18 protein-coding genes and 2 pseudogenes are annotated in these 24,186 nt (G+C 70.7%); 12 read left to right on the top strand and 8 right to left on the bottom strand.

What is annotated here, in order from left to right; genetic code table 11:
• Positions 1-345: 345 nt before the first annotated feature.
• Positions 346-1,071 (top strand): transposase family protein, encoded by a 726-nt coding sequence (locus IOD16_RS14160; protein ID WP_236594972.1) that lies wholly within the window; start codon positions 346-348, stop codon positions 1,069-1,071.
• Between the two features lie 110 nt (positions 1,072-1,181).
• Here IOD16_RS14160 and IOD16_RS14155 read toward each other — a convergent pair whose 3' ends face one another.
• Together IOD16_RS14155 and IOD16_RS14150 are read right to left on the bottom strand one after the other, a co-directional pair.
• Entirely contained in the window at positions 1,182-2,240 is a 1,059-nt protein-coding gene (locus IOD16_RS14155) for an IS630 family transposase (RefSeq protein ID WP_201440422.1), read from the bottom strand.
• A gap of 763 nt (positions 2,241-3,003) precedes the next feature.
• On the bottom strand, positions 3,004-3,291 hold the full coding sequence (locus IOD16_RS14150) for a DUF6247 family protein (protein ID WP_201440421.1): 288 nt from the start codon (positions 3,289-3,291) through the stop codon (positions 3,004-3,006).
• 265 nt (positions 3,292-3,556) lie between these two features.
• Here IOD16_RS14150 and IOD16_RS14145 point away from each other — a divergent pair, with 265 nt between their 5' ends.
• The 3 genes from IOD16_RS14145 (at position 3,557) to IOD16_RS40215 (ending at position 7,578) form a co-directional block, all read left to right on the top strand.
• Positions 3,557-5,455 (top strand): FAD/NAD(P)-binding protein, encoded by a 1,899-nt coding sequence (locus IOD16_RS14145; RefSeq protein ID WP_236594971.1) that lies wholly within the window; start codon positions 3,557-3,559, stop codon positions 5,453-5,455.
• Positions 5,456-5,466: 11 nt separating this feature from the next.
• Positions 5,467-6,900, top strand: coding sequence for a 3-carboxy-cis,cis-muconate cycloisomerase (gene pcaB / locus IOD16_RS14140; protein ID WP_201440419.1), 1,434 nt, complete (start codon positions 5,467-5,469; stop codon positions 6,898-6,900).
• A gap of 216 nt (positions 6,901-7,116) precedes the next feature.
• Positions 7,117-7,578, top strand: a complete 462-nt coding sequence (locus IOD16_RS40215; protein ID WP_236594970.1) for a hypothetical protein — start codon at positions 7,117-7,119, stop codon at positions 7,576-7,578.
• A 48-nt stretch (positions 7,579-7,626) separates the two neighbouring features.
• Here the strand turns inward: IOD16_RS40215 and IOD16_RS41455 are convergent.
• Both IOD16_RS41455 and IOD16_RS14130 read right to left on the bottom strand, forming a co-directional pair.
• A pseudogene (locus tag IOD16_RS41455) lies at positions 7,627-7,794 on the bottom strand (amidohydrolase family protein); the annotation flags it as partial.
• A 335-nt stretch (positions 7,795-8,129) separates the two neighbouring features.
• Positions 8,130-9,568 (bottom strand): annotated as a pseudogene (locus IOD16_RS14130) (IS3 family transposase).
• Between the two features lie 233 nt (positions 9,569-9,801).
• Here IOD16_RS14130 and IOD16_RS14120 point away from each other — a divergent pair.
• Together IOD16_RS14120 and IOD16_RS14115 are read left to right on the top strand one after the other, a co-directional pair.
• On the top strand, positions 9,802-9,966 hold the full coding sequence (locus tag IOD16_RS14120; protein ID WP_201440416.1) for a hypothetical protein: 165 nt from the start codon (positions 9,802-9,804) through the stop codon (positions 9,964-9,966).
• A gap of 129 nt (positions 9,967-10,095) precedes the next feature.
• Entirely contained in the window at positions 10,096-12,672 is a 2,577-nt protein-coding gene (locus IOD16_RS14115) for an ATP-binding protein (protein ID WP_201440415.1), read from the top strand.
• A 437-nt stretch (positions 12,673-13,109) separates the two neighbouring features.
• On the opposite strand, the gene IOD16_RS14110 is transcribed toward IOD16_RS14115, so the two are convergent.
• The 4 genes from IOD16_RS14110 to IOD16_RS14095 all read right to left on the bottom strand — a co-directional run bounded on the left by IOD16_RS14110 (position 13,110) and on the right by IOD16_RS14095 (position 16,759).
• Positions 13,110-13,295 (bottom strand): hypothetical protein, encoded by a 186-nt coding sequence (locus IOD16_RS14110; RefSeq protein WP_201440414.1) that lies wholly within the window; start codon positions 13,293-13,295, stop codon positions 13,110-13,112.
• Positions 13,296-13,411: 116 nt separating this feature from the next.
• Positions 13,412-13,966 carry an EF-hand domain-containing protein gene (locus IOD16_RS14105; protein WP_201440413.1) on the bottom strand — a complete coding sequence of 185 codons (555 nt, stop codon included), beginning with the start codon at positions 13,964-13,966 and terminating at the stop codon, positions 13,412-13,414.
• Positions 13,967-14,190: 224 nt separating this feature from the next.
• On the bottom strand, positions 14,191-16,173 hold the full coding sequence (locus IOD16_RS14100; protein ID WP_201440412.1) for an amino acid transporter: 1,983 nt from the start codon (positions 16,171-16,173) through the stop codon (positions 14,191-14,193).
• Positions 16,174-16,396: 223 nt separating this feature from the next.
• Positions 16,397-16,759, bottom strand: a complete 363-nt coding sequence (locus IOD16_RS14095) for an NAD-binding protein (protein WP_201440411.1) — start codon at positions 16,757-16,759, stop codon at positions 16,397-16,399.
• A gap of 1,103 nt (positions 16,760-17,862) precedes the next feature.
• Between IOD16_RS14095 and IOD16_RS40210 the strand changes: the two genes are divergently transcribed.
• From IOD16_RS40210 to IOD16_RS14065, 6 genes are all read left to right on the top strand, one after another.
• Entirely contained in the window at positions 17,863-18,264 is a 402-nt protein-coding gene (locus IOD16_RS40210) for a zinc-ribbon domain-containing protein (protein ID WP_236594969.1), read from the top strand.
• 340 nt (positions 18,265-18,604) lie between these two features.
• On the top strand, positions 18,605-18,907 hold the full coding sequence (locus IOD16_RS14085) for a hypothetical protein (protein ID WP_201440410.1): 303 nt from the start codon (positions 18,605-18,607) through the stop codon (positions 18,905-18,907).
• A gap of 475 nt (positions 18,908-19,382) precedes the next feature.
• Complete coding sequence (locus tag IOD16_RS14080) at positions 19,383-19,556, top strand: hypothetical protein (protein WP_201440409.1); 174 nt, start codon at positions 19,383-19,385, stop codon at positions 19,554-19,556.
• 229 nt (positions 19,557-19,785) lie between these two features.
• Positions 19,786-21,408 (top strand): alpha/beta hydrolase, encoded by a 1,623-nt coding sequence (locus IOD16_RS14075; protein WP_201440408.1) that lies wholly within the window; start codon positions 19,786-19,788, stop codon positions 21,406-21,408.
• A gap of 540 nt (positions 21,409-21,948) precedes the next feature.
• On the top strand, positions 21,949-22,224 hold the full coding sequence (locus IOD16_RS14070; RefSeq protein ID WP_201440407.1) for a hypothetical protein: 276 nt from the start codon (positions 21,949-21,951) through the stop codon (positions 22,222-22,224).
• A 109-nt stretch (positions 22,225-22,333) separates the two neighbouring features.
• Entirely contained in the window at positions 22,334-23,935 is a 1,602-nt protein-coding gene (locus IOD16_RS14065; RefSeq protein ID WP_201440406.1) for an ABC-F family ATP-binding cassette domain-containing protein, read from the top strand.
• Positions 23,936-24,186 lie beyond the last annotated feature (251 nt).

Here is a 24,186-nt window from a genome sequence, read left to right as displayed (position 1 = left end):
CGATGTCGATCACGACAATAATGCCGGACACAACGGGGAATGGGCGCACCCGCCCTCGTATCGGTCTCACGAAGATCGCCTACCGGCTGGTAGGAGAATCGCGACCGCAGTTAAACCGCTCGACATCGGAGAGGTCAAGTAACCGGCGTCACATCACGCGTGAAATAGTTCGTCTCTATTGGCAGAGACTATTCGGTCAACTGGGAAAAGATCACGGCACACCGGTGCACGACCGGTGACAGGCCGTGGCGGCCCGTCACGGGAGTGCTGGAGCGTTATTCAGAAGGTTGATCTTGGGGTGGTAGCCAGTCTACGACCGGGCTCGACCATGGTCAGATCCAGGAGTTGGTCGCCCGTATCCACCAGGTCCTGGAATCCTCGAGCAGGCGGGCGGGACGCCCGCCTGCACTGGGCCTGTACCGGTCGGTGCTGCTCACGCTCGTGCTGTTACGCCAGAACCTGGCCCAGACCGTGGCCGCGGACTGGTTCGGCGTCTCCCAACCCACCGTCTCCCGGATCTTCCGCCGCATCGCCCCGCTGATCGGCCAGGTCACCTGCCCGCACACCCCGCCACTGCCCGAAGCGCCGACCGGCCGGGTGGTGCTGGTCGACGGAGCGCTGATCCCCACCGACGACCACGCCCCCCACGGCAAACCCAACTTCAACGCCGAACACCGCCGCACAGGCGTGAACGTGCAGGTCCTGGCCACCCTGGACGACACCTTGCTCGCCGTGTCGGAGCCGGTCGAGGGCCGCACCCACGACAAGACCGCCTACACCCTCACCGGCCTGACCGACCTTCTGGCCGACCACGAGGTCGTCGGCGACCTGGGCTACCAGGGCACCCCCGCGATCCGACCACGCCGCGAACGCCCAGGCCACACAACCCACACACCCGCCGACAAGACCTGGAACTCCAGCGTCAGCCGCATCCGCTGGGCCGTCGAACACGCCATCGCCCACATCGAGCAGTGGAAGATCCTCGCCACCGGCTACCGCGCACGCCTGACCGAACTCCCCACCCTCATCCGCATCGTCACCACCCTCGAGTACTACCGCCAAGGCTGGTGACCTTCTGAATAACGCTCCTGTACTCGGCCAGCGAGGATGTCATCGATCGGCTGCACCGCGCCGCGGTCGTCGGAGCCTTCAGTGTTCGTCTCAGTTGACCTAGTGGCTTGTCACGCAGCCTTGGCCGGGTAATGGGTCCAGGTGCGGATGGGTGAGTCGGTGGCGAAGCTGGTCTTGGGCTGGGCACGGACGTTGCGCCAGCGGATGTAGGCCGCGATGGCGGCGTTCTGTTCGGCGTGGGTGACGTGGTCGGTGCCGTTGAGGGCGAAGTAGCGCAGGGCGGCGAACTCGGCCTCGATCCAGTTCAGCCAGCTGGAGTAGGTGGGCAGGAACACCAGTTCGGCGTCGTTGTCGGCGGCCCAGTTCCGGACGTCGGGGTGTCGGTGCGGGGAGAAGTTGTCCATGACCAGGTAGAGCCGCTGACCGGGCCAGCGTGTGCGGAGGGCTTTGAGCAGGTCGAGGAACTCACGGTGCCGTTTGCGGCGCCGGATCCGGTAGTGGATCCTCCCGGTGGCCAGGTCCAGCGCGGCCAGCATGTGCATCACGCCGTGGTGGCGGTTGTAGGTGGCCCGTAATCGGCGCGGCGACGTGACGGGCCGCCAGGCTTTCCCCCTGCGCGGCATCAGGTTCAGGGGACCGAACTCGTCCACGCAGATCACGCGTCCGTCGGAGGGCGGGTGGTCGTAGAGGTCGAGGATCCGGTGCATCTTCACGAGGAAGTCCGGGTCGGTGGAGGCCTTCCAGGTGGTGGTGGCCTGCCAGGAGACGCCGCCGTCGCGCAGGATGCGCCGCAGCGTCTCCCGGCTGACCGCGGCGACGGTGCCGCGGTCGAGCAGATGATCGCGCAGCTTGGACAACGACCAGGTCGAGAACGCGGTGATGCCCCAGTCGGCGGGCGCAGTGCGGGCGATCAGGCAAATCCGTTCACGGATCGCCTCACCGATCGTCCGACTCCGCCCGCCGCTCCATTTTGGGTCCAGCGCCGCGAACCCCCGCTCGTTGAACGCGTGGATCACGTCACGGACATAGTCCTCGCTCACCTGCATCAACGAGGTGATGTCCCGGACCGCCTGGCCCTGGCCGGACATCAGCACCACGATCGCCCGCCGCAGCCGCACCGGATCTTTCGCGGTCCTGGTGACCCGTTGAAGCTTCCGGCCTTCCTCCATCGATAACGGCCTCACGAACACGCTCGGACGACGAGCCACAACCACCTCCCGCACTCGACATGCGGGGCAAGCCTGGCCGATCAGCTCACAGGACCGATTACCGGGTCAACTCTCCGAGACACGCCACTAGACGCCGCCTCAGGGCGGCGAGGGCTTCGGCGACTTCGCTGATTCCGGCGCGTACGTAGGTGGCGGTCGCACCGAGGCGGGTGCTGGATGCGCCGTGACCGGCGTAGGCGCGGGCGAAGTCGCGTTCGACCCAGGTGAGGGTGGTGTGCCGTAGCCAGTGGGTGGCCGACCGCCGCGACCGCGAGGTCCCACCGCCGCCGCAACACGCCCACCAACGCGATGAGCACCACGGCCACCGCCGACGAGTACACAGCGATCTCGTCCATCGCCCGCCACGCCTCACCGGCCTCGACCGAGCCGACTGGTCCCGCCGCGCAACGCGCGTTCTCCAACGCCTGACCCGCCGCCGTCCACACGGCCGGCACGTACACCAGCGCCGCCACCAGCACGCCCACTCGGTCTTCGGAAGTCGACAGCAGGTGGTTGATCAAACCGCGCCCCCGGCCGAACGTGAGGTGGAACAGCCCGTTATCCGGGTTGAGCGGGCTGCCCCGCTCGGGCACCAGAGTCGGGACTTCGAACGCCTCACCGACGGACACCTCGGGTGGAAGCGCACGGATCTGCTCCTGCGCACCAGGATCGATGTCGAGGGTGCACGCCATGATCGTCGTCGACGGCCGCCCGGCAGCGGCGACTACAGGCCCGACTTCGCCGGCAACTCGTCCCACGACGCATTGTCCGGCCGGGAGACACCCTGACGGGCCTCGACGGTGGTGTCCACCAGCCGACAGGCCGCTTCCGGGTTTTCGCGGTTCAGCAATGGGACCCGCCGCCACACCTGCAGGATCGACCGCAGCTGGTCCAGACGCGGAGTCCGCCGGGCCGCGGTCGACGCGACATCGAGAGCCGCATCCGTCCACGTCCGCCACCCGGCCGACAGGCCGATCAGGCTCGGACGAACGAGCAGCCGGAGAACTCGCACATCGGATAGCAGACCCGACCGCCGTCACCGAGCGTCGGAAGACCGCCGCACAGCGATCACCTGCCCCGCACGGATGACATTTCCGGCTGGCGCAGATGGACCCGGTGGGTGTTCCCGTCGACGTGGCAAGTGTCGGCTGTCGCTTCGTGGTTCCGTGCTCCGCAGTCCCCGACCGGACCTGGACACTTCTGCGATGAGCGGTCACTTCACCGTCACGCGTCGGAGCGAACCCGGCGATCCCCGGGACGCTCGTGACATCTGCCTCGTGGGAGTCGGCCCGCGCGGTCTGTCGGTGCTCGAACGGCTCTGCGCCAACGCCCGCGAGATGGCGCACCGCACCGTGCGCGTGCGCTTGGTCGATCCCCGGTTGGGCGTCGGTGGCCAGGTGTGGCGTTTCGACCAGTCCCGGCACCTGCTGATGAACACCGTCGCGTCCCAGGTCACCGTGTTCGTCGACGACAGCGTCGACTGCGCCGGTCCCGTGGTGCCCGGCCCCAGCCTGCACGAGTGGGCACACCTCGTCGTCCGACTCGACCCGTTCCCGGACCTTCCGGCCTGGGTGCGCCGCGAGGCGCTGACCCTCGGTCCCGACGCGTACCCGACCCGGGCCCTCTACGGCCACTACCTGGACTGGGCGCTGCGGCACCTGGTCGAGCACGCCCCCGCCAACCTGGTCATCACACGGCACCCTCAGCAAGTGGTCGACCTCGTCGACCAGGACGACGGCCTGCAAGCTGCGGTCCTGTCCAACGGCGAACAGCTCACGGGGCTGCACCGCGTCGTGCTCGCCCTCGGCCACCTCGACACCGCGCCGACCCCCGCGCAGCAGCGGTTGCGGGACCTCGCCGCCCGCGACGGACTGCGCTACGTTCCCCCGAGCAACCCGGCCGACGTCGACCTGAGCGCCGTCAGCGCCGGTGAACCGGTCATCCTGCGAGGCCTGGGCCTGAACTTCTTCGACCACTTGGCGCTGCTGACCTCCGGCCGCGGCGGGGTGTTCCACCTCAACCGGGGCGGGCGGTTGCGCTACGAGCCTTCCGGCCGGGAACCCCACCTGATCGCCGGTTCCCGACGCGGGGTGCCGTACCACGCGCGAGGCGAGAACCAGAAGGGCGTGTCGGGCCGGCACGTCCCGCTGTTCCTGACCCCGCGCCGCATCGCGACGCTGCGCGCGTCCGGTCCGGTGGACTTCCGCGCCGACATCTGGCCCTGGGTCGACCGGGAGGTGCGTGCCGTCTACTACGCCACCACCGTGGTCAACCGGTCGGGTGAGGTCGAAGGAGCGCGCTTCCTGCGCGAGTTCCGTGAGCTGGCGGAGTCGGCTCCCGCGGCGGGCGCGGAGGACGGACTGCTGCGCCGGTTCGGGTTCGGACCGGCGCAGCGCTGGGACTGGGAGTCCGTCGCCACGCCCTGCCGCACGCGGTTCGCCGGACCGGGCGCGTTCCGCGACTGGTTGTTGTCCCACCTCGACGCCGATGTCCGCGAAGCGCGCCTGGGCAACGTCCGCGGCCCGCTCAAGGCCGCCTTGGACGTCCTGCGCGACCTGCGCAACGAGATCCGGATCCTGGTCGACCACGGCGGCCTCACCGGCGCCTCCTACCGCGACGACCTCGACGGCTGGTACACGCCGCTCAACGCCTTCCTGTCCATCGGCCCGCCCGTGCAGCGCGTAGAGCAGGCCGCGGCGTTGATCGAGGCCGGCCTACTCACCGTCGTCGGGCCGGGAATGGTCGTGGAGCACGTCGACGACGGCCAGGGCTTCCTGGCCCGCAGCCCGCTCGTGCCGGGGGCCGAGTACCGGGCTCGCACGCTCGTCGAGGCACGGCTGCCCGAGGTCGACGCCCGCCGCACCACCGATCCCCTGCTGGCCCGCCTGCTCGCCCGCGGCGCCTGTGCCCTCAACCGCATACCGAACCGCACGACCGGGTGGTACGAGACCGGGGGCATCGCCGTGACCGCGCGCCCCTACGCGTTGCTCGACGCGCAACGGCGGCCTCACCCCCGCCGGTTCGCGTTCGGCGTGCCCACCGAGACCGTGCACTGGGCCACCGCCGCGGGAGTGCGACCCGGCGTGAACTCGGTCATCCTCGGCGACGCCGACGCGCTGGCCCGGGAATGCCTGGACCTGACCGCCCACGCGGTCGACGAACCAGCCACCGCCTGAAGGGATCCGACATGTTCGCAGACAGCGGTCTGCTCTCACCCGCGTGGGCCGGCACCGGGATCGACGACCTGCTCGACGACCGCGCCTGGCTGACCGCCATGATCCGGGTCGAGGAGGCGCTGGCCCGCGCGCAGGCCCGCATCGGCATGGTCCCGCCCGCCACGGCCTCGGTGCTCGCCGAGGTCGACGCCGACGCGTTCGACTGGCCCGACCTCGTCGAAGGGGTCCGCGAGACCGGCAACCCGACCGTCGGCTTCGTCGCGCAGCTGACCGGCATCGTCGCCGGGATCGACCCGCGGGCCGCGGACTTCGTCCACCGCGGCGGCACGAGCCAGGACATCCTCGACACCGCCACCATGCTCATCTGCCACACTGTCCTCGGCCGGGTGCTCCACGACCTGCGGCGCACCGCCGACGCGCTGGCCGGTCTGGCCCGTGAACACCGCGACACCCCCATGGCCGGACGCACCCTGACCCAGCACGCCGTCCCGATCACCTTCGGCCTCAAGGCGGCGGGCTGGCTCAACGCCGTGCTCGACGTCGTCGACCGCCTCGACCACCTGCGCTCGCACGGGCTGCCCGTGTCGCTGGGCGGCGCCGCCGGCACCCTGGCCGCCTACCAGGAGTTCACCGACACCGACAGCCTCGACCTCGTCGAGCACCTCGCCGCCGACCTCGGACTCACCGCACCGCTGATCCCCTGGCACGGCGCCCGACTGCCGGTCGTCGACGTGGCCAACGCGCTCAGCCTGGTCACCGGCACGCTTGGCAAGCTCGCCGCCGACGTCGAGGTCCTCAGCCGCACCGAGATCGGCGAGCTGGCCGAACCGGCCGCACCGGGCCGCGGCGCCTCCTCCACCATGCCGCAGAAGCGCAACCCCGTCCACACCACCGCCATCCTCACCGCCGCCCGTCAAGTGCCGGCGCTGGTTTCCGTGCTGCACCAGTGCATGGTGGTGCCCGACGAACGCTCCGCGGGCGGCTGGCACGCCGAGTGGCAACCGCTGCGCGAAGCACTGCGCCTCGCCGCCGGCGCGGCGCGCAACGCCTCGGACCTCGCCTCCGGCCTGACCGTGTTCCCCGACCGGATGACCGAGAACCTCGCCCTCACCGGCGGCGCCATCGTCTCGGAACGCCTCAGCGCCGCGCTGACCCCGCTGCTCGGCAGGGTCGCGGCGAAGAAGGTCATGACGGAAGTCACCGCCACCACCGGTGACACCGCCGAAGTCCTGGTGCGGCAACTCCACGCCCGAGGGCACGACAGCGACCCGGCGCGGTGGCGGGCACTGTGCGACCCGGCCGGTTACCTGGGCGCATCGTCCCGACTCGTCGACCGGGTCCTCGACCGCCACCTCACCGGCCGACGACCGTCAAGCCCGGATCCTCGCGATGGTGCAACGACCCCCGCCGGTTCAGGAGACCTACCGGGCCCCGCAGGAACCTGAGTCGTGTCGACACCTGGCGGGACCCGGCGCCCCGGTGCCCGCTCCGCGCTTTCGGCACGTCCTCGTGAACGGCACCCCTGTCATCCAGGACGGCAAGAGGTCCCGGACGCACGCCCCGCCGGGCGATCCGCCGCCCCACGCACGGCGCGGTCGACGCCTCAGCCCGCAGATGAGGCCGCCGCCCGTCCGCGGGCTCGGTCGACAGAGGATGTTCTTGTGGACACGGCCGTCCTTGATGATGCCGGCGAAGTTCTTGTCCGGGTCGCCCAGCACGGTCAGGTCCTGCGTGGGGTCGTCCTCGACGAGCAGGACGTCGGCCCAGGCACCCTCAACGCCTCGACGGGCGTGAAGCCGAACTCGATGGACATCCGGGTGAGCATCTCGTCCTACAACCCGGGCTTCTCCGACTCGATCAGCAGGTCGGTGCCGAAGGCGATGCGCGCGCCTCGCTCCCGCGCCCACGTGAAGAAGCTCGCGACGCCTTCGCAGACCTGCCTGTTCTTCTCGGCGTCTCCGCATTGGGGGTACTCGTGGTCGCTCTCCAGGAAGGGCTGGGTGCGGGCCTGCGACGAGGTGGCCGTGCTCGATCGGCCCGCAGGAGAAGGTGTTCACGTCCTCGAAGACGTGGGAGAAGTCGCCGTGCCCGGAGGTCTGGGAGATCGCCGCCTGGCTGGGTAGGTGCGAGGGCCGGGGAACGTTCCCCGCGTTCAGGACCTGCCGCAGCGAGGCGACGTCGCCCGCCATGTCCCGGACGGTGGTGAAGCCGCGCATGAGCATCTGCTCGGCCGAGGCCGGCGCGGTGTAGTAGCCCGCGCCCGTGGCGCCCGTGGTCAGACCCGCGAGGGAGGTCCCGGTCGCGAAGAGGTGGACGTGAGCGTCGGTCAACCCGGGCATGAGCACCCGGCCGCCGCCATCGATGACGACCGCGTCCGGTGAGGGCTGCGGCCGGGTCTCCCGCCCGACCGCGTGAATTCTGCGATCCCGGATGAGCACCGACGTCGGCCCCGTCAGGCCGGATAGGAACGGGACAGCCGACAGCGGACGCAGCTCCGACCTGACCCCGTCTCCGGCCACCTGCTGACCCGCCACGATCACAACCGAAGCAGTTCGGCACGGCCCACCGGGAAGCCGGGGACCGTTCACTCGTACGCGGTATGTCGCCACGTCCCCGGAAACGCAGAGAGGTTTCCCCGGCCGGTAGTTGTCAATTCAGATGAGACAGGTTGTGTTTACGGGGTCGGTTGCGGTTGCTCGACAGGCTGGTTGATCCAGGCTGTCTCGGGCAGTCGGGGTGGTCGGGGTCGGTGTGCGAAGCGTTGTGGGTGTCGGGTGTGGGCGCGGTCGAGAGTGGCCTGGCGTTGGTCGCGGATCTGTTCTGCGGTTCCGAAGTGGACGGACGCGGGGGTGTGCATGCCGATGCCGGAGTGACGGTGTTCGTGGTTGTAGGCGAGGAAGAACTCCTCGCAGAACGCGCGGGCGTCGGCCAGGGAGCCGAACCGTTCGGGGAAGTCGGGCACGTACTTCATCGTCTTGAACTGGGCTTCGGAATAGGGGTTGTCGTTCGAGACGCGGGGACGGGAATGCGAGCGGAGCACGCCGAGGTCGACCAGGAGCGCGGAGACCGGTTTGGAGACCATGGCGCCGCCGCGGTCGGCGTGGACCGTGTGTGGCGCGGTGCCGTTGCGGGCGACGGCGTCGGCGAGGAAGTCCCTGGCCACGACCGCGTCCTCCGCGGCGGCGACCAGCCACCCGGTGACGTACCGGGAGAAGATGTCCAGCACGACGTAACAGCGGTACCAGATGCCTTTCACCGGCCCTTTCAACGCGGTGATGTCCCACGACCACACCTGGCTCGGACCACGGGCGAGCAGTTCCGGGCGTGTCCGGGGCGGGTGGGTGGCGGTGCGGCGGCGTTCGCGGACCTGCCCGGCGGCGCGGGCGATCCGGTACATCGTGGAGATCGAGCACCGGTAACGGCCCTCGTCCAACTCGCGTGCCCACACCTGCGGGATCGCCAGGTCCCGGTAGACAGGGCTGGTCAACACCTCCAACACCTCGGTGCGTTCGGCTGCGTCCAGGGCGTGCGGCGGCGGACGACGTCGCGGCCGGGGGCCGGACGGCGGGCCCGTCATCCCGGCGTGGCGGTAGTGCGTGGCCCGGGACCTGCCGGTCAGCGCGCACGACGTGGTTACCGGGACGTCGGCGGCGCGCAGCTCGGCGAACGCGGCCGCCGTCACGTCCTGGGCGGCCTGCCCTCGTCCGTGCTCACGGAGAGTTCCCGCAAGAGCGCGTGAGCTTTTCCCATGATGTCCAGCGCCATCCGGGTCCTGGCCAGGTCGGAGGCCAACTTCTCGTTCTGCCGGCGCAGCTTCTCCAGCTCGACCTGCTCGGCCGACCTGCGCGCCGGTGTCGCCGAGGCCGTCGATTCCGCCGCCGCACCGCCCAACCGGCCCGCGTCTCGAGCCCGGGTCCACTCGATGACGTGCGAGGAGTACAGGCCCTCGCGGCGCAGGATCGCGCCCTTCTCCCCGTTCGGGGCATTCTCGTACTCCGCGACCAAAGCGAGCTTGTACTCGGTGGTGAACGTCCGCCGGGACGGACGCGCGGCCGGATCGGTGGGTGTCGCGCCGGAGGAACGCCGGGACTGCTTGTCGGATGGGGTGGACACGAGCACAAGAATCTCCGATCCCGCCCTTGATCACGAACCTCGATCACACGAGGTGTCTCGCACCAGTCTGACCAAGAGGGGGCAGCCCGGAGTCTTTCCGAGCACGGGTCCGTCAGGGCCTGACGGGAGTCGTCCGTGGCACCACCGAAGAAGTACCCGACGAGTTGAGGGCAGCTAGGCGCGCATCACGGGCGTTGCGAACCTGGACCGGCGACTCGTGTGACAACGCCCTGATGGAGAACTTCTTCTCCACGTTGAAGATCGAGCTGGTCTGCCGCCGGTCCTGGCGCACCCGCGACGAGGCCGAGGCCGAGACCGAGACCGAGACCGAAGCCTCCTGGCACACCACCCAGGCCGAACCGACCACCATCCCGGCATCACCGACCCGATCCAGGTAACAACCGCCTTGGATTATCGGGGGAAGCTCGGAGGGGTTCGGGTCCCGGCTACCGCACCGTGACCGGCAGGCGTCCGAACAGTGTCCTGTTGGAAGGAACGCCGTGCCGGTGTGGGTCGATAGCGTAGGTGTGAAGCCTGCCGTCCACCGCACCGTGCTGGCTGTCGACGTCGCCGGCTTCAGCGATCAGGGCCGCTCCAACCGGGACCGGGTCGCGGTGCGCGACGGGCTGTACGCGGCGCTGGTCTCGGCGTTCCGGGTGTGCGGCATCGCATGGGAGGTGTGCCACCACGAGGACCGGGGCGACGGTGTCCTCCTGCTGGCCCCGCCGGACGTGGCGAAGGGCCTGTTCACCGAAGTGCTGCCGGACGCGCTGCTCGCCGGGTTGCACGGGCACAACGCCGGGCGTCCGGCGGCGGAGCGGATGCGGCTGCGGGTCGCGGTGCACGCGGGAGAGGTCCACTTCGACGACCACGGGGTGGTCGGGGCCGCGGTGAACCACACGTTCCGGTTGCTCGACGCCCCTCCGGTGAAGGCCGCGCTCACCGGGTCGGCTTCGCCGCTGGTGCTGGTCGTCTCGGACTGGTTCCAGGACGAGGTCGTGCGGCACAGCCCGGCCAGCAGGCCGGACGAGTTCCGCCGGGTCCGGTTCACGGTCAAGGAGACCACCGGCACGGCCTGGGTGCGCGTGCCGGGCGAGCCGCGCCCGCCGGTCGACGGTGAGGTGCCGCGCCAACTGCCCGCGCACACCCCGCAGTTCAGCGGGCGGCTCGTCGAGCTGGACACGCTCGACGTGGTGCTGGGCGACACGTCGACGGTCGTCATCGACGGGATGGCGGGCGTGGGCAAGACCGCTCTGGCACTGCACTGGGCGCACCTCAACACGGAGCGCTTCCCCGACGGGCAGCTCTACGTGAACCTGCGCGGGGTCGACCCGGTCTCGGCGCCGCTGCTGAACGCCGAGGCGGTGCGCGGGTTCCTCGACGCCCTCGGTGTGCCGCCGGACTCGATCCCGGTGGACCTGCACGCCCAGGCGGCGCTGTACCGCAGCCGGGTGGCGACCCGGCGGATGCTGATCGTGCTGGACAACGCGGCCGACGCCGAGCACGTGCGGCCGCTGCTGCCCGGTGGGGACTCGCCCAGTCGGGTGGTGGTGACCAGCCGTGACCGGCTCACCAGCCTGGTGACGGAGGAAGGCGCGCACGCGGTGCCGCTGGCGGTGCCCGACGACGAGGAGGCGGAGGCGCTGCTCGCGCTGCGGCTGGGCGGACGGCGGGCCGCGGCCGAGCCGGACGCGGTCCGGTTGCTGGTTCAGCGGTGCGCGCGGCTGCCGCTGGCGCTGGCCGTGACGGCGGCGCGGGCGGGCGCCGCGCCGCACGTGCCGCTGCGGGACCTGGCGGAGGAGCTGGGCGACGAGCAGGACCGGTTGGACGTGCTGGATGCCGGCGACCCGCGGACCAGCCTGCGCGCGGTGTTCTCCTGGTCCTACCGCACGCTCCCGGCGCCGGCCGCACGGCTGTTCCGGCTGCTCGGCGGGGCGCCGGGGCCGGACACCGGCCTGCACGCCGCGGCGTCGCTGGTCGGAGCGGACCTGTCCTCCACCCGGCGGGCCGCGGCCGAGCTGACCCGGGCGCACCTGCTGGAGGAGCACACGCCCGGCCGGTTCCGGTGCCACGACCTGCTGCGCGCGTACGCGGCGGAACTGGCCGAAGAGGATCCCGCCGACCGGGACGCCGCCGTCCGCCGGGTGCTGGACCACTACCTGCACACCGGGTTCGCCGCGTCGGCGGCGATCGAGCCCTTCCGCCACCCCGTCGCGCTCTCGCCGCCGGTGCGGGGGGCGGTGGTGCGCCCGATCGGGTCGCGGACGCGGGCGGCGGCGTGGTTCACCGCCGAGTACGCCTGCATCCTGGCGGCGGTCGACCGCGCCGCGGCCACCGGCCTGGACGTGCACGCCTGGCAGTTGCCGTGGACGTTCGCCTCGTACCTGTACTGGTACGGCCACTGGCACGACCTGGTCGCGTGCCTGGGCACCGCGATGGCCGCCGCGCGGCGGCTCGGCGACGTGGCCGCGCGGGCGATGACGCACCGCCTGCTCGGCAACGCCTACTCAGACCTCGGGCGACGCGACGAGTCCCTGGCCGAGTTGGCGCGGGCCGCGACCGCGTTCCACGAGATCGACGATGTGGAGGGCGAGGCCTTCGCGCGCTACTCCACGGCCGTCGTCCTGGACCGCTTCGGGATGCCCGCCGAGGCGATCGACCGGGCCCACGAGGCGCTGCGGCTCTACCGGCGGACCGGCAACCGCACCGTGGAGGCGAGGACGCTCAGCGCCGTCGGCTGGTTCGAGGCGCGCCTGGGCCACTACGACCACGCCCTGGAGCAGTGCGGTCGGGCGCTGGAGCTGCTCCACGCCCTGGGCGACCTGCAGGGCGAGGCGGACACCCTCAACAGCATGGGTTTCGCCAAAGCCGGTCTGGGCCTGCACGACGAGGCCGTCGCCCACCACCGCCGGGCGCTGGAGCTGTGGCAGGAGTCCGGCAACGAGTCGCACCGGGCCAGGACGCTGACGCAACTGGGCGACATCCACGCGGCGGCCGGCGACCCGCGGGCGGCACACGAGGCGTGGCGTCAGGCACTGGACATCCTCGAGGCGCTGGGCAACCCGGCCACCGACGACCTGCGCGCCAAGCTGGAGCACCACTGACGACCACCGCACACGGCAGCCGGATCCCAGACCGGACAACGTCCTCCTCGCGCACATGCCGGAGTGGGGATGTCGTCCGCCGCGACCTGCACTGGAACCCGTTGACCAGCACAATCGTGTCTCGTGGTGGACGTGGTCGAATCCGGGTTCCCGGAGGTCGGGTTCGGGCGAGGCGTCCGGCTGGAGCACGCCCACATCACGTGACGCGGCGCGTTCGATCGGTGGTCCAAGTCCTGGGGTGGGGTTGTCGTACTCGTCGGTGACCGGTGCCGGAGTGACGCCGAGGAAGCGATGACGTAGTCGATTGGCTGCTCCGATCAGGTGAGACGAGGCTGGATCGCTCAAGTTGGTGCGCACGGCTGCCGATGGAGGAGGAGAAGCGCCGGACCTGCCACAGCGGGCCGGCGTTCTGCCATCTGTGGCGGGTCCGGCAAGGATCAGGCTGTCCAGGTGGGGAACGCGCCGCGCGGCGGCGCGAGTGCCCGCCCACCGTCTCGGACGTGGTGGTCGGGCAGGTCCGGCACGTGGGTCCGGATGATCGTCGAGGCGTCGCCGACCAGCACCGCCGCGCGGGCCTGCTGCTCGACGGTCGGTTGTAGCTCGGGTCCGGCTCCGGAGACCACGAGGGTGGGTGTGACCGGGCGGGGCCGCGGTGAGCGGCACAGGTTTGGTCGCAGGTGTGCCTTCGAGGTCTCCAGGGCCGGTCGGGGCCGGTCGGCGTCGGTCGGTTCGGAGGGTGTCAGGCGGGGTGGTCGACGGGGCCCAGGAGGTAGTTGCCCGGTGCCTCGGGGTCGGTGCTGAGGTAGAAGTCGACGATGGCCTGCCGGTACTCCTCGTAGCTGATGGTTCCGCTGCCGTCGCGGTCCAGCCTGGTGAACGCTTCTTCCGTGTGCTGTCGGGCGACGCCGAGCGCGCCGTACAGGCGCAGGTACTCCGCGCGGCTGAGAACGCCGTCGCCGTCGGTGTCGAAGGCGTCGAGGATGGCGTCGGCGATGGCCATGACGGCGCTTTCGAAGTGCTCGGGCGCGGTGACGTCGGTCTTCATGACGGCGATGAACTCGTCGCGGGACACCCGGCCGTCGCCGTCGGTGTCGCTGTGCCGGAGCAGCAGCTGCCACCACTGTTCGAAGGCGTCGTGGATGGCCGTGATGTTGGCGTGGTCCTCCGGTGGCGCGACCTGTGAGAACACCGTGGCCGTCGCCTCGAGGTCGTCGTGGGTGAGGTGCCCGTCCCGGTTCTGGTCGAACCAGTCGAACAGCGAATCGAACTTCCGGTCCATCATCGAGCTGGTCACGCTGACTCCCGTTCCTCGGACCCGCGTCGGGCGGCGCGGTGGTGTGCGGGAGGACGCTAGGAACGCCGACGCCCAGACCATCCGCAAACCGGGTCCGGGTCACCTCCCCGGGTGGACAACTTCAGCACGACGGGTGACACCCGTTGACCCCCGCCCGGCCGCCGGTCCCGGCCGACCGATCAGGTCCCTCGTCGGTGCCCAGGACGTGCACCCGGTTCGTGCGGTCAGCCGCCGACGTGGATGCCGGGGCGGCGGTCGCGGTCGCGTTCGTTGGTGCGGATGATCTCGCGGACGACCGGGGCGGTGTCGCCGCGGCCCAGCAGCAGGTAGCGGAACAGGTGGCCGAGGGGGTTGCCCTCGCTCCACTCGAAGTGGCAGTGCGGGCGCACGCCGGTGGTGTCGCGCAGGGTGAGCAGGATGGCGGCGATGGCGTTGGGCGCGGCGGGGCTGTCGGCGCGCAGCACGCGGTGGCCGTCGACGTCGATGCCCCGCACGCGCAGCACGTCGCTGAAGTCGGAGGGGTCGATCACGTCGATCTCCAGGAACAGCACGTCGGCCGCGCCCGGCACGGGGTTCATGCCGCGCTGCTCGGTCTCCTTCACCGCGTACTCGGCGGCGTTCCCGCTCTGGCGGCGGTTGGCGATCAGCGTCAGGGCGCCGTCGTGGGCGATGGACTCGGTGACGAACCGGCGGGCGGCGTCGTCGAACTCGATGTGCTCGACCCGCAGCTCGGTGGTGCGGGTGACCCGGGACACCAACGAAACGGCGACGATGCCGAGGATGAAGAAGAACGAGATGGTGATGCCGTCGGGCTTCTCGATCACGTTCTCCACCAGCGCGTAGAGCAGGAGCAGCGTCAGCGCGGTGAACCCGATCGCCTGGCGGCGCTGCCGGCGGCGCATCGCGGAGATGGTGACCGCGGTGGAGGCGGAGACCATCATCGCGAGGATGCCGGTGGCGTAGGCGCCGGCCTGCGCGTTGACGTCGGCGTTGAAGACGATCGTGACCAGCACGCAGACGGCGGTGTAGACGAGCACCACCGGCCGCACCGCGCGGGTCCAGTCCGGGGCCATGCCGTAGGCGGGCAGGTAGCGCGGCACGATGTTGATCAGACCGGCCATCGCGGAGGCGCCCGCGAACCAGAGGATCAGGATGCTGCTGATGTCGTAGGCGGTGCCGACCCACTCGCCGAGCAGCTCGTGCGCCAGGTAGGCCAAGGCGCGGCCGTTGGCCTCACCACCGGGTTGGAACGCCTCGGCCGGGACGAGGACGGTGGTGACGAAGCTGGTGGCGATCAGGTAGACCGACATGATCAGCGCGGCGGTGGTGAGCAGCTTGCGGGTGTTGCGGATGCGGCTGTCCAGCCGCTCCTGGTCGGTGCGGCCGTCGGCGGCGACCAGGGGCATCATGCTCACCCCGGTCTCGAACCCGGACAGGCCCAGCACCAGCAGCGGGAACGCCAGGACCGCCGGGCCGACCACCCCGGCGAAACCGCCGCCGCCGGAGGTCAGCGCGTCCACCCAACGGCCCAGCAGGGTGGGCTGGGCCACCAGCTCGACCACGCCCGCGCCCACGACCACGGCGTTGAGCAGCAGGAACACCGCCACGAGCGGTATGGCCACGCTGACGGCCTCGCTGAAGCCGAGCAGGAACACCCCGCCCAGGACCAGCAGCAGCACGACCGTGATCAGCACCTCGTGGCCGTGCAGGAAGTGCGGGGTGACCGGGTTCTCGACCAGGTGAACCGTGGCGTCCGCCGAGGACAGGGTGATCGTGATGATCCAGGAGGTGGCCACGAACCCGAGCAGGACCAGCACGAACAGCTTGCCCCGCCAGAACGGCAGCAGCTTCTCCAGCATCGCCACCGAACCCTGGCCGTGCGGGCTCTCCTTCGCCACCCGCCGGTACATCGGCAACATGCCCAACAGGGTCAACGCCACGATCAGCAACGTCGCCAACGGCGAGATCGCCCCGGCCGCCAGCGCCGCGATGCCGGGCAGGTAGGACAGCGTGGAGAAGTAGTCCACACCGGTCAGGCACATCACCTTCCACCACGGGTGCGGCTCGGCGTGGCTCTCGGCGCTGGCCGGCCCCTCGGGCGCGACCTGGTGGCGCAACAGCCACCGCCCCAGCCCGGTCGACGGCGCGGGCGGCGTGACTGGACTGTCCACACGTGCCGGAACAGCGGGTTCGGGCATGCCGGTCATGCGAGCTCTCCTTGTGGTGATCGTGTCGTGCTGTGCGAAAGCGTGCAGGGGTTTCCGATGTCGCGTGCGACGACGGCGGGCGACCAGCCGTGGCCCGCGGCGAACGGACGGGCGAAGCGGATGAAACAGCCGGCGCTACCCGTGATGTGGTGGTCGACAGCGGGGCCGCTGGTCACTCCCGCATCCCACGTCGGTGTTCTCGCGTGTCACCGCGTCCGGCCGATCAGCACGTCGCTTTCCCGCAGGCGGTTCGCCGCCGGATCGTCCGCACTCTCCCGACCGGCATGACCTGGGCGGTGCCCAGCCCGGTCAGCGTCATGGCCGCCAGGTGCGCCCCGATCCGCTCGGTGGGCACCACCAGGTCCGCTCCGGCCTGCCGCAACGCCGACACGTGCTGCGGTTGACGCACCGCCACCACGATCCTGGCCTGGGGTCCCGCCCGACGGACCGGCGTCACGACCATCGCGGTCGTCGCGTCATCCATGCAGGTCACGACCACGCACCGCGCCTGCGACACGCCCGCCCGGCGCAGCACTGCGGCATCGGTGGCCGCCGCACCGGTCCGGCCGTGGCCGATCACCGGCACCGCCCTCGATCGGGGGCCACCCTCCGTCTGCGACGCCGGGTCCGGGACACGCACCCGGCCACACTCACACATCCCCGGTTCGAATCGGCTCGGAGTCCTGAAGCTTTTACGCGTCCTTGATGCCGATCGACGCCGTGAAGGGCATGACCTCACCATCTGCGGTCATTGGGCTTCACCCGAGCGCACAAGCGCGATGCCACGAATGGAGACCAGAGCTCACGGGTCGGGGCGGAGGATCCCGATGACCTCGGCCCGTCAGGATGGGAAGCGGTAGCCCGTGCCGGGTCTGGCGGCAAGTGCCGGGATGTGAGGGCACGGGTCCGAGTTCGCGGCGCGGTCGCGCCAGGTAGGCGCGCAGGTGGTGGGTCCCGGTGGTGCGCTGGTCACCCCGGACCTCCCACAGCGAACGCTGTCGGCTGACCACCCTGCCGTGCGCCGGCGTCGTCGTGGGTGACGAGCATCCGGTAGTCGCGGGCGGCGAAGGTGATCCGCAACGTACGGACTACCTACGCGTTTCGGTTGATCCCGTCGAGCGAACATGTTCAGGCAGGGCGACGTCCTCCTGGGGCAAGTTTGCAGATCAGCACGAAGACCGCCATGCTTCCAACCCCTACCGCCAAGGCTTTCGAGAATTCAGGCCATCCATCGAAGTCAAGATAGAGGCCCGTTACTCGGCGAGGAATTCGCTCTTGTCCATAACCGCCGAAACCGGAATAGGGCTGACCACAGAACAGGACTGGTATTCATATGGAACAGGTGACGGGAACCCTGAAGCGATCGGCGGAGAAGGCTTCCGAATTCCTGGTGATGCGAGAATAGTACGAGCAACAACGGCGTCCACGTCAGATAATACCACGTAATGTTGGAACCAACGATCATGAGTACACGGTCGCATCTATCGCTGGTGGCCACAGAGGCACGCGCGATCGAGACGCTCGCCGAGCTGACCCTTGACCCGGCCCTGTTGACTTTCTGCAAGGTCGCCGTCGCTCACCCAGGTATGAGCACTGACTCGACACGTGAATGGTCTACCTCACTCGCCCATCCACGGGCCATCGGCTCCGAGGCGTGCTGCGGAGTCGGACGATCCGATCACCTGTCCGGTGCCCGTGTCGGTCAGCACGCTCAAGACCGTCTACTGGGCGCATGCACGAACGTCTATGCCACCGACCGGACCGGTGTGGGAACCGGACGGCGGGGGAAGCCTGCGGCTGTACGAGTCGGACGAGTTGACGGGAGTGCCAGGACAAGTGGTGATCTTCGGATTTCGGACCAAGGTCTTCGTCCTGACGGTGCTGACGTTGCTGTGTCCCAGATGTGGAAACCAGGCTGCGCACCCGCTGCACAGGTCGGCCACGAAATTCACGCTCTTCTTCATCCCGTTGTTCCCGGTCAGGACCAAGTACACGACGCAGTGCACGTTCTGCGGTGTCACCAACCGCCTGTCCAAGGACGAGGCCAACCGCCTGCACCGCGGAATCCCGGACCAGCGACCGAGGTGGTAGTGGCGCCGCGAGGGTTGTGTGCCGGGCGGCCCAGATCCACGGTTCGGCACGGGCGTTGCGGGGCGGGTGAACTGTCGGATGGGGAGGTTGATCCCCTTGAGCGACGGCCCACATCGGGGACCCCGTCGAAGACGCCGGTTCCCAGGAAGTCGCACGACTACCGGCGCGATCCCGCTGGCGACGGTGGATAGCCGTCATGGCCGCACTACTTGTCACGAACGTCGTGACCGGAGTTGTCGTGCACAGCCCCTCCGGACCTGACCCCCAGGCACCACAGGACACAGCCCAAGCGGAGACCGGCGACAATCCCCTGGACACACCGTGCCTCACCGACGCCAAGGTGGCCACCAGCACCAATACCCGGAAGGACGACAAGGCCCTCGGCAACCAGGTCGAGGTGGTCATCTACCGCCGCTCCGATCCCGACGGAACCACGCGCCAAGTCGCCCTCGAACCGGACGTCAAATCCGCCTTCACCACATCTGATCGTGCGCAGCGATCCCACCGACCGGCTGTGCGCGACCGGAGCGGTCATCACCGACGGCACACGCTCGACCGCCGTGGACCCGAGCTGCACCTGACCGCCCAGTCCACCGCCCTGGGCGTTGCGCGCCGTCTTGAATGCACCCACAGAACGAAGTAAGGCGCACATCACTGGGGACACTTCGTCATGTTCACGGCGGTATCTGCAGATCAGACGTCGACCACCGGACCAGGACACATTCCGGATCCCCGCAGTGCAACTCCAGCGAGCGGACGGCTGAGGCACCACACGTGCTCATCCACTGCCGATGGCCCTCTGGTGCCTTGCGACTCGAGTCATGGTGTGCTCGGAACGAATCCGAGCAGGAAGGAACGGCCCCGGATGGACCAGATGCGGTCCACCGTGGCGTTCGCGGTGAAGTCCGTCAGTGCAACAAGCAGGCTGCGCGGACCGGGGCCTGCCCGGCCTCGTTCGCGGCGGGTGAGACGTGCCGTCCGCGGTCCCGGTCGCTGCTCAAGGTGGGTCGCTCGTGCGACCGGGGACGTCCTTCCGGAGCGCCGACCTCTCACCCCGGCGGAGGAGGCCGGTGCGCAGAGTCGGGTAGAGGCTCGGGCCGAGCGCATACGGCACTGCGGTGTCCTGGCACCCCGACCGGAAGAAGCTGAAGACCCGTCAGCTCCAGGACCTGACCGGCGCGGGGAGCGCCGGGCGGCGCCTTCAGGAGAAGCCTGCTTCGGCATGGTTCGTCCTCTCCTCGGACGCGGTCGTCGACCGGATGCGGCAGAAGTTCCGCCGGGTCGCGGACTGAGCTGTTGTCCACCAATCTGGCGCAGGAGCAGGAGTACACGCTGCGCGAGGCGTTCGCCGCGTAGGTCAGCCGGACGGAGGTGGCGCGAGTGGACGTCGACGGGGCGAGCGCGGGCCGGGCGAGGCAGGCTGTCGACGCGCCCGCCGCATCCACGGTCGGGCCTGTACCGGCCACCGCCGATCAGGCCTCGAGCAGCGTCCTCTCGGAGACCGACAGGCGACCGGGACGGTTGTGGCGTCGCCCGGCACCCCTCTCGCTGCCGGGCTGCTGGGGCGCGCTGCTGCTCGTCTGCGCGTCGCTCACCCCGTCCCTGCTGCCGCGTGGCGGGGTCGTCCAGGGGGTGGTGAGCGGGATCAGCGCCGCGACCGGGTACGGCATCGGTGTCCTGTTCGCGGCCGTGTGGCGGGCGTTCGCCGACCGTGGGCCCCGCCCGCCCCGGCACTGGGCCTGGCGCGTGCTCCTCGTCTCGGCTGCCGTCCTCGGCGCGGTCTTCTTCGTCCTCGGCCGGCAGTGGCAGGGGCTGCTCCGCGAGCTGATGGGCATGCCGGCGGAGCCGCTGTGGCGCGCGCTGCTCGCGCCGCTGGTCGCCGTCGTGGTGTTCGCGGCGCTCCTCGCCGTCGCCCGCGCCGTCCGCGCCGCCGCACGAGCACTGTCCCGACTGATGTCCCGATGGGTGGGGCCGTCGGCGGCCCGCGCGCTCGGCGCGCTGGGCGTCGCGGCGGTGGCGCTGCTCCTGGTCACCGGGACGGCGGTCGACGGACTGCTCGCCGCCGCCGACCGTGCCTTCGCCCTGGAGGACGACACGACGGCCGACGGCGTCCAGCGCCCGGACAGCGCCCTCCGCTCCGGCGGGCCCGGCTCGCTCGTCGCGTGGGACGACCTGGGCCGCGAGGGACGGACCTTCGTGGCCGAGGGCCCGACGGCCACGGAGATCCGGGCGTTCAGCGGCACAGTGGCCGAGGAGCCCATCCGGGCCTACGCCGGCATGGCGGCGGCCGACGACGCCGAGACCCGGGCCCGGGCCGCCGTCGACGACCTGGAGCGGGCCGGCGGCTTCTCCCGCGCCCGGCTGCTGGTGGCGACGACGACGGGGCGGGGCTGGCTGGACGCCGGGACGATGGCCGCCTTCGAGTACATCGCCGGCGGCGACTCGGCCATCGTCGCGATGCAGTACTCCTACGTCCCGTCGGGGCTGTCCTACCTCGTCGACCAGACGCGGGCCCGGGCCGCGGGGCGAGGGCTGTTCGACGCGGTCTACGAGCGGTGGAGCACGTTGCCGCCGGAGGGGCGGCCGGAGCTGTACGTCTTCGGCGAGAGCCTCGGCTCGTTCGGTGCGGAGGCCGCGTTCAGCGGCGAGCACGACCTGCGCAACCGCGTGGCCGGGGCGCTGTTCGTGGGTCCGCCGAACTTCAACGCCCTGCACACCGAGTTCCGCGAGGACCGTCACCCCGGCAGTCGCGAGGTGGAACCGGTGTACCGGGACGGCCGCACGGTGCGGTTCAGCAACGAGGTCAGCGTCGGCGCTCCCCCGGCCGGCGTCCCGTGGACCGGTCCGAGGGTGCTGATCCTGCAGCACCCGTCGGACCCGATCACCTGGTGGAGCCCGTCTCTGTTGCTCAGCCGCCCCGACTGGCTCGAGGAGGATCCCGGCCGTGACGTCCTCGACGAGATGGTCTGGATCCCGTTCGTCTCCTTCTGGCAGGTCACCCTCGACATGCCGTTCGCCGTCGACGTCCCCGAGGGGCACGGGCACCGCTACAGCCAGGAGTCGGTGGACGCGTGGGCGCTCCTGTTGCGGCCGGCGGGCTGGACGCCCGCGGACGCCGATCGCCTGAGGGCACTCATCCGGTGACGTGGCCAGGCTCAGCCCTTCAGCCGGTACCCGCACCAGTTCCTCCCGCCCTGGGGATCCGGACGGCTACGACCCGCTCCGACGACTCGAGGGCAGAGCACCCCCTGCCGTCTGTCACGGCGAGCCGCCGGCCTGCGAAGCGGACACGGCAACCAGGGGCGCGCAACCTCTGCCTCTCACCACATCGCACCTACGCGTGTCCTGCGGTACGGACCAGGGTCCGGGACTTCTCGTCGAGCCGACGTTCCCCGGCCGGCGGGCGGCGTGCGACGACCGGCCGGTGACGTTTGCGCGGCCAATCCATTTCTCATCTCCCCCGGACGGGGACGCCCAGCCTCGGTCGAGGGCACCGTCGGAACCGTCGCGCCGCCGCACACGACGAGAGGACGAGACCTCGGCGTGCAAACCAGGAGGGTGCCGTGCGCGAGGTGTTCGCTGAGGTGGCCTGATCTCGTTCCGCCCGATGCCCGTCTCTGCCGCCGGCAGCCACCACGGCGCCGGCGTGGTCGGAGACGCACCCCGATCCCTGGAAGGTCGGTCATGACCGTTTCCCTGAGTTCGCTGCGTGACGACGAACTGGATCTGTTGCGCGAGACAGAGCCCCAGCGGATGGCCGAACTGCACGAGGACGAGTTGCTCCAGCTCCACACACGCGTGCGACGGGCTCGGACCAAGTACGTGAAGCTCTACCGGCGGCAGGCCGGCACCCGAGTCGAGGACCTCGGCGGCCGAGGCTTCGCGCGGCCGAAGAACCGCCGGAACTTCGACAAATCCGGTGCGGCAGGTTCAGAACTCGTCCTACCCTGGTGGACGTGATGCAGCACCTGTTCTTCCTCTGAGGGGCGACGCCTCCACCGGGTACCGCGTTCGCGTTACCGGTATTCGCCCTTCCTGCTCATCACCTTCTTCCGGAGGCAGTTCTTCCATGTGGTCCCAGCTTCAGCCTGCGCCGATGCGCGCGGCGCACGTCCGCGCGTCCGACGTGCACCTGTCCTTCGGCGGGCGGCCCGTGCTCGCGGGGGTCGACCTCGTCGCCGCGGCCGGCGATCGGGTCGCCGTGGTCGGCGAGAACGGTCGCGGAAAGACCTCCCTGCTCCGGGTGCTCGCCGGCGACCTCCCCGCCGACCGCGGCGAAGTGCGTCGCGCGGGCTCGATCGGCGTCGCCGACCAGCAGATCCCGCTCGGCTCCGGCGACACCGTCGGCGACCTGATCGACCTGGAACTGGCCGCGGTGCGTGATGTCCTGGCCCGCTTGGAGCGCGCCACCGACGCACTCGCCGGCAGCCGCCCCGGCGCGGACGACGCCTACGCCACCGCGCTCGCCGAGGCCGAGGCCCTCGACGCGTGGGACGCCGACCGGAGGGTCGAGGTCTCGCTGGCCGCGTTGCACGCCGTGGACGACCGGACCCGACCGCTCGGCACGCTGTCGGTCGGTCAGCGCCACCGCGTGCGGCTCGCGTGCCTGCTCGGCGCCGGGCACGCCGTGCTGCTGTTGGACGAGCCGACCAACCACCTCGACGCGGGCGGGCTCGCCCACCTCACCGAACGGCTGCGCGCCCACCTGGGTGCGGTCGTGCTGGTCAGCCACGACCGGGCGTTGCTCGCCGACGTGGCCACCGCGGTGGTCGACCTCGATCCGTCGAGCGACGGCCGGCCGCGGGTGTACGGCGGTGGCTACCCGGCCTACCTCGAGGCGCGCCGGGCCGAGCGGGCCCGGTGGGAGTCGCTGCACGCCGAGCAGGTCGCCGAGCGGCAGCGACTGGCCGACGACCTGTCCGCGGCGCAGAACCGGCTGCAGGACGGCTGGCGGCCCGCCAAGGGGCACGGCAAACACGCCCGCGCGACCCGCGCGCCCGGCCTCGTGCGGGCCGTGCACCGAAGGCAGGAGGAGTTGGCCGCGCACGTGGTGGAGGTTCCGCCGCCACCGGCCCGGTTCACCATGCCCGAGTTGCCCGAGCACCACGGCGCGTTCCTGCTGCGGGCGGACCGCGTCACCGTGACCGGCAGGCTCGCCCGCCCGGTCGACCTGGCGTTGGGCTCGGGAGGACGGCTGGTGGTCACCGGGCCCAACGGCGCGGGCAAGTCGACGTTGCTCGCCGTGCTGGGCGGAGGGCTGGAGCCGACCGCGGGAACGATCACCCGCGGTCGGGCGGTGCGGGTCGGGCGGTTGGGCCAGGAGTCCGACCCGCACGGCCGGCGCACGGCGACGGAGCTGTACGACGAGCAGCTCGCCCGGTCGGGCGTGCCGGGGCCCGGCCTGGACGAACTGGGCCTGCTCGACGGCTACGACTCCCGACGACCGGTGGCCGAGCTGTCGGTCGGCGCGCGCAGGCGGTTGGACCTGGCGCTGGTGCTGGCGTCCCGACCCCACGTGTTGCTGCTGGACGAGCCGACCAACCACCTGTCGGCGGCACTGGTCGACGAGCTGACCACCGCACTCGGCTCCACGCCGGCCGCGGTGGTGATCGCCACGCACGACCGGCAACTGCTGCGCGACACGGAATTTTGGCCACGGCTGGCCCTGTGAGGCAACGGAGGCAACGGGACGAAGACCGGCTGCGGTGGCGGGCCTTTCGACGGGCGACGCGGTCCCGGCTGCCCGCCGCCACTGCCGCCGCGGTCCCCGACTCCCCCGCCCCCGGCAGGAGTGTCCGCGCATGGACCGGCAGCGGAGCACGCTCCCCCGTTGTTAGCATGCCCCATGAAAGATGGCGCCTTACCGGTCGTCCTGACGACCGTCCTCGCCGTCGCCCTCATCATCGGCGCCTTGAGAGTGCG

The organism is Saccharothrix sp. 6-C (assembly GCF_016695385.1).
Classification (GTDB): domain Bacteria; phylum Actinomycetota; class Actinomycetes; order Mycobacteriales; family Pseudonocardiaceae; genus Actinosynnema; species Actinosynnema texasense.
The sequence above is the reverse complement of the archived record's forward strand: the minus strand, read 5'-3'. Positions and strand labels throughout refer to the sequence as shown.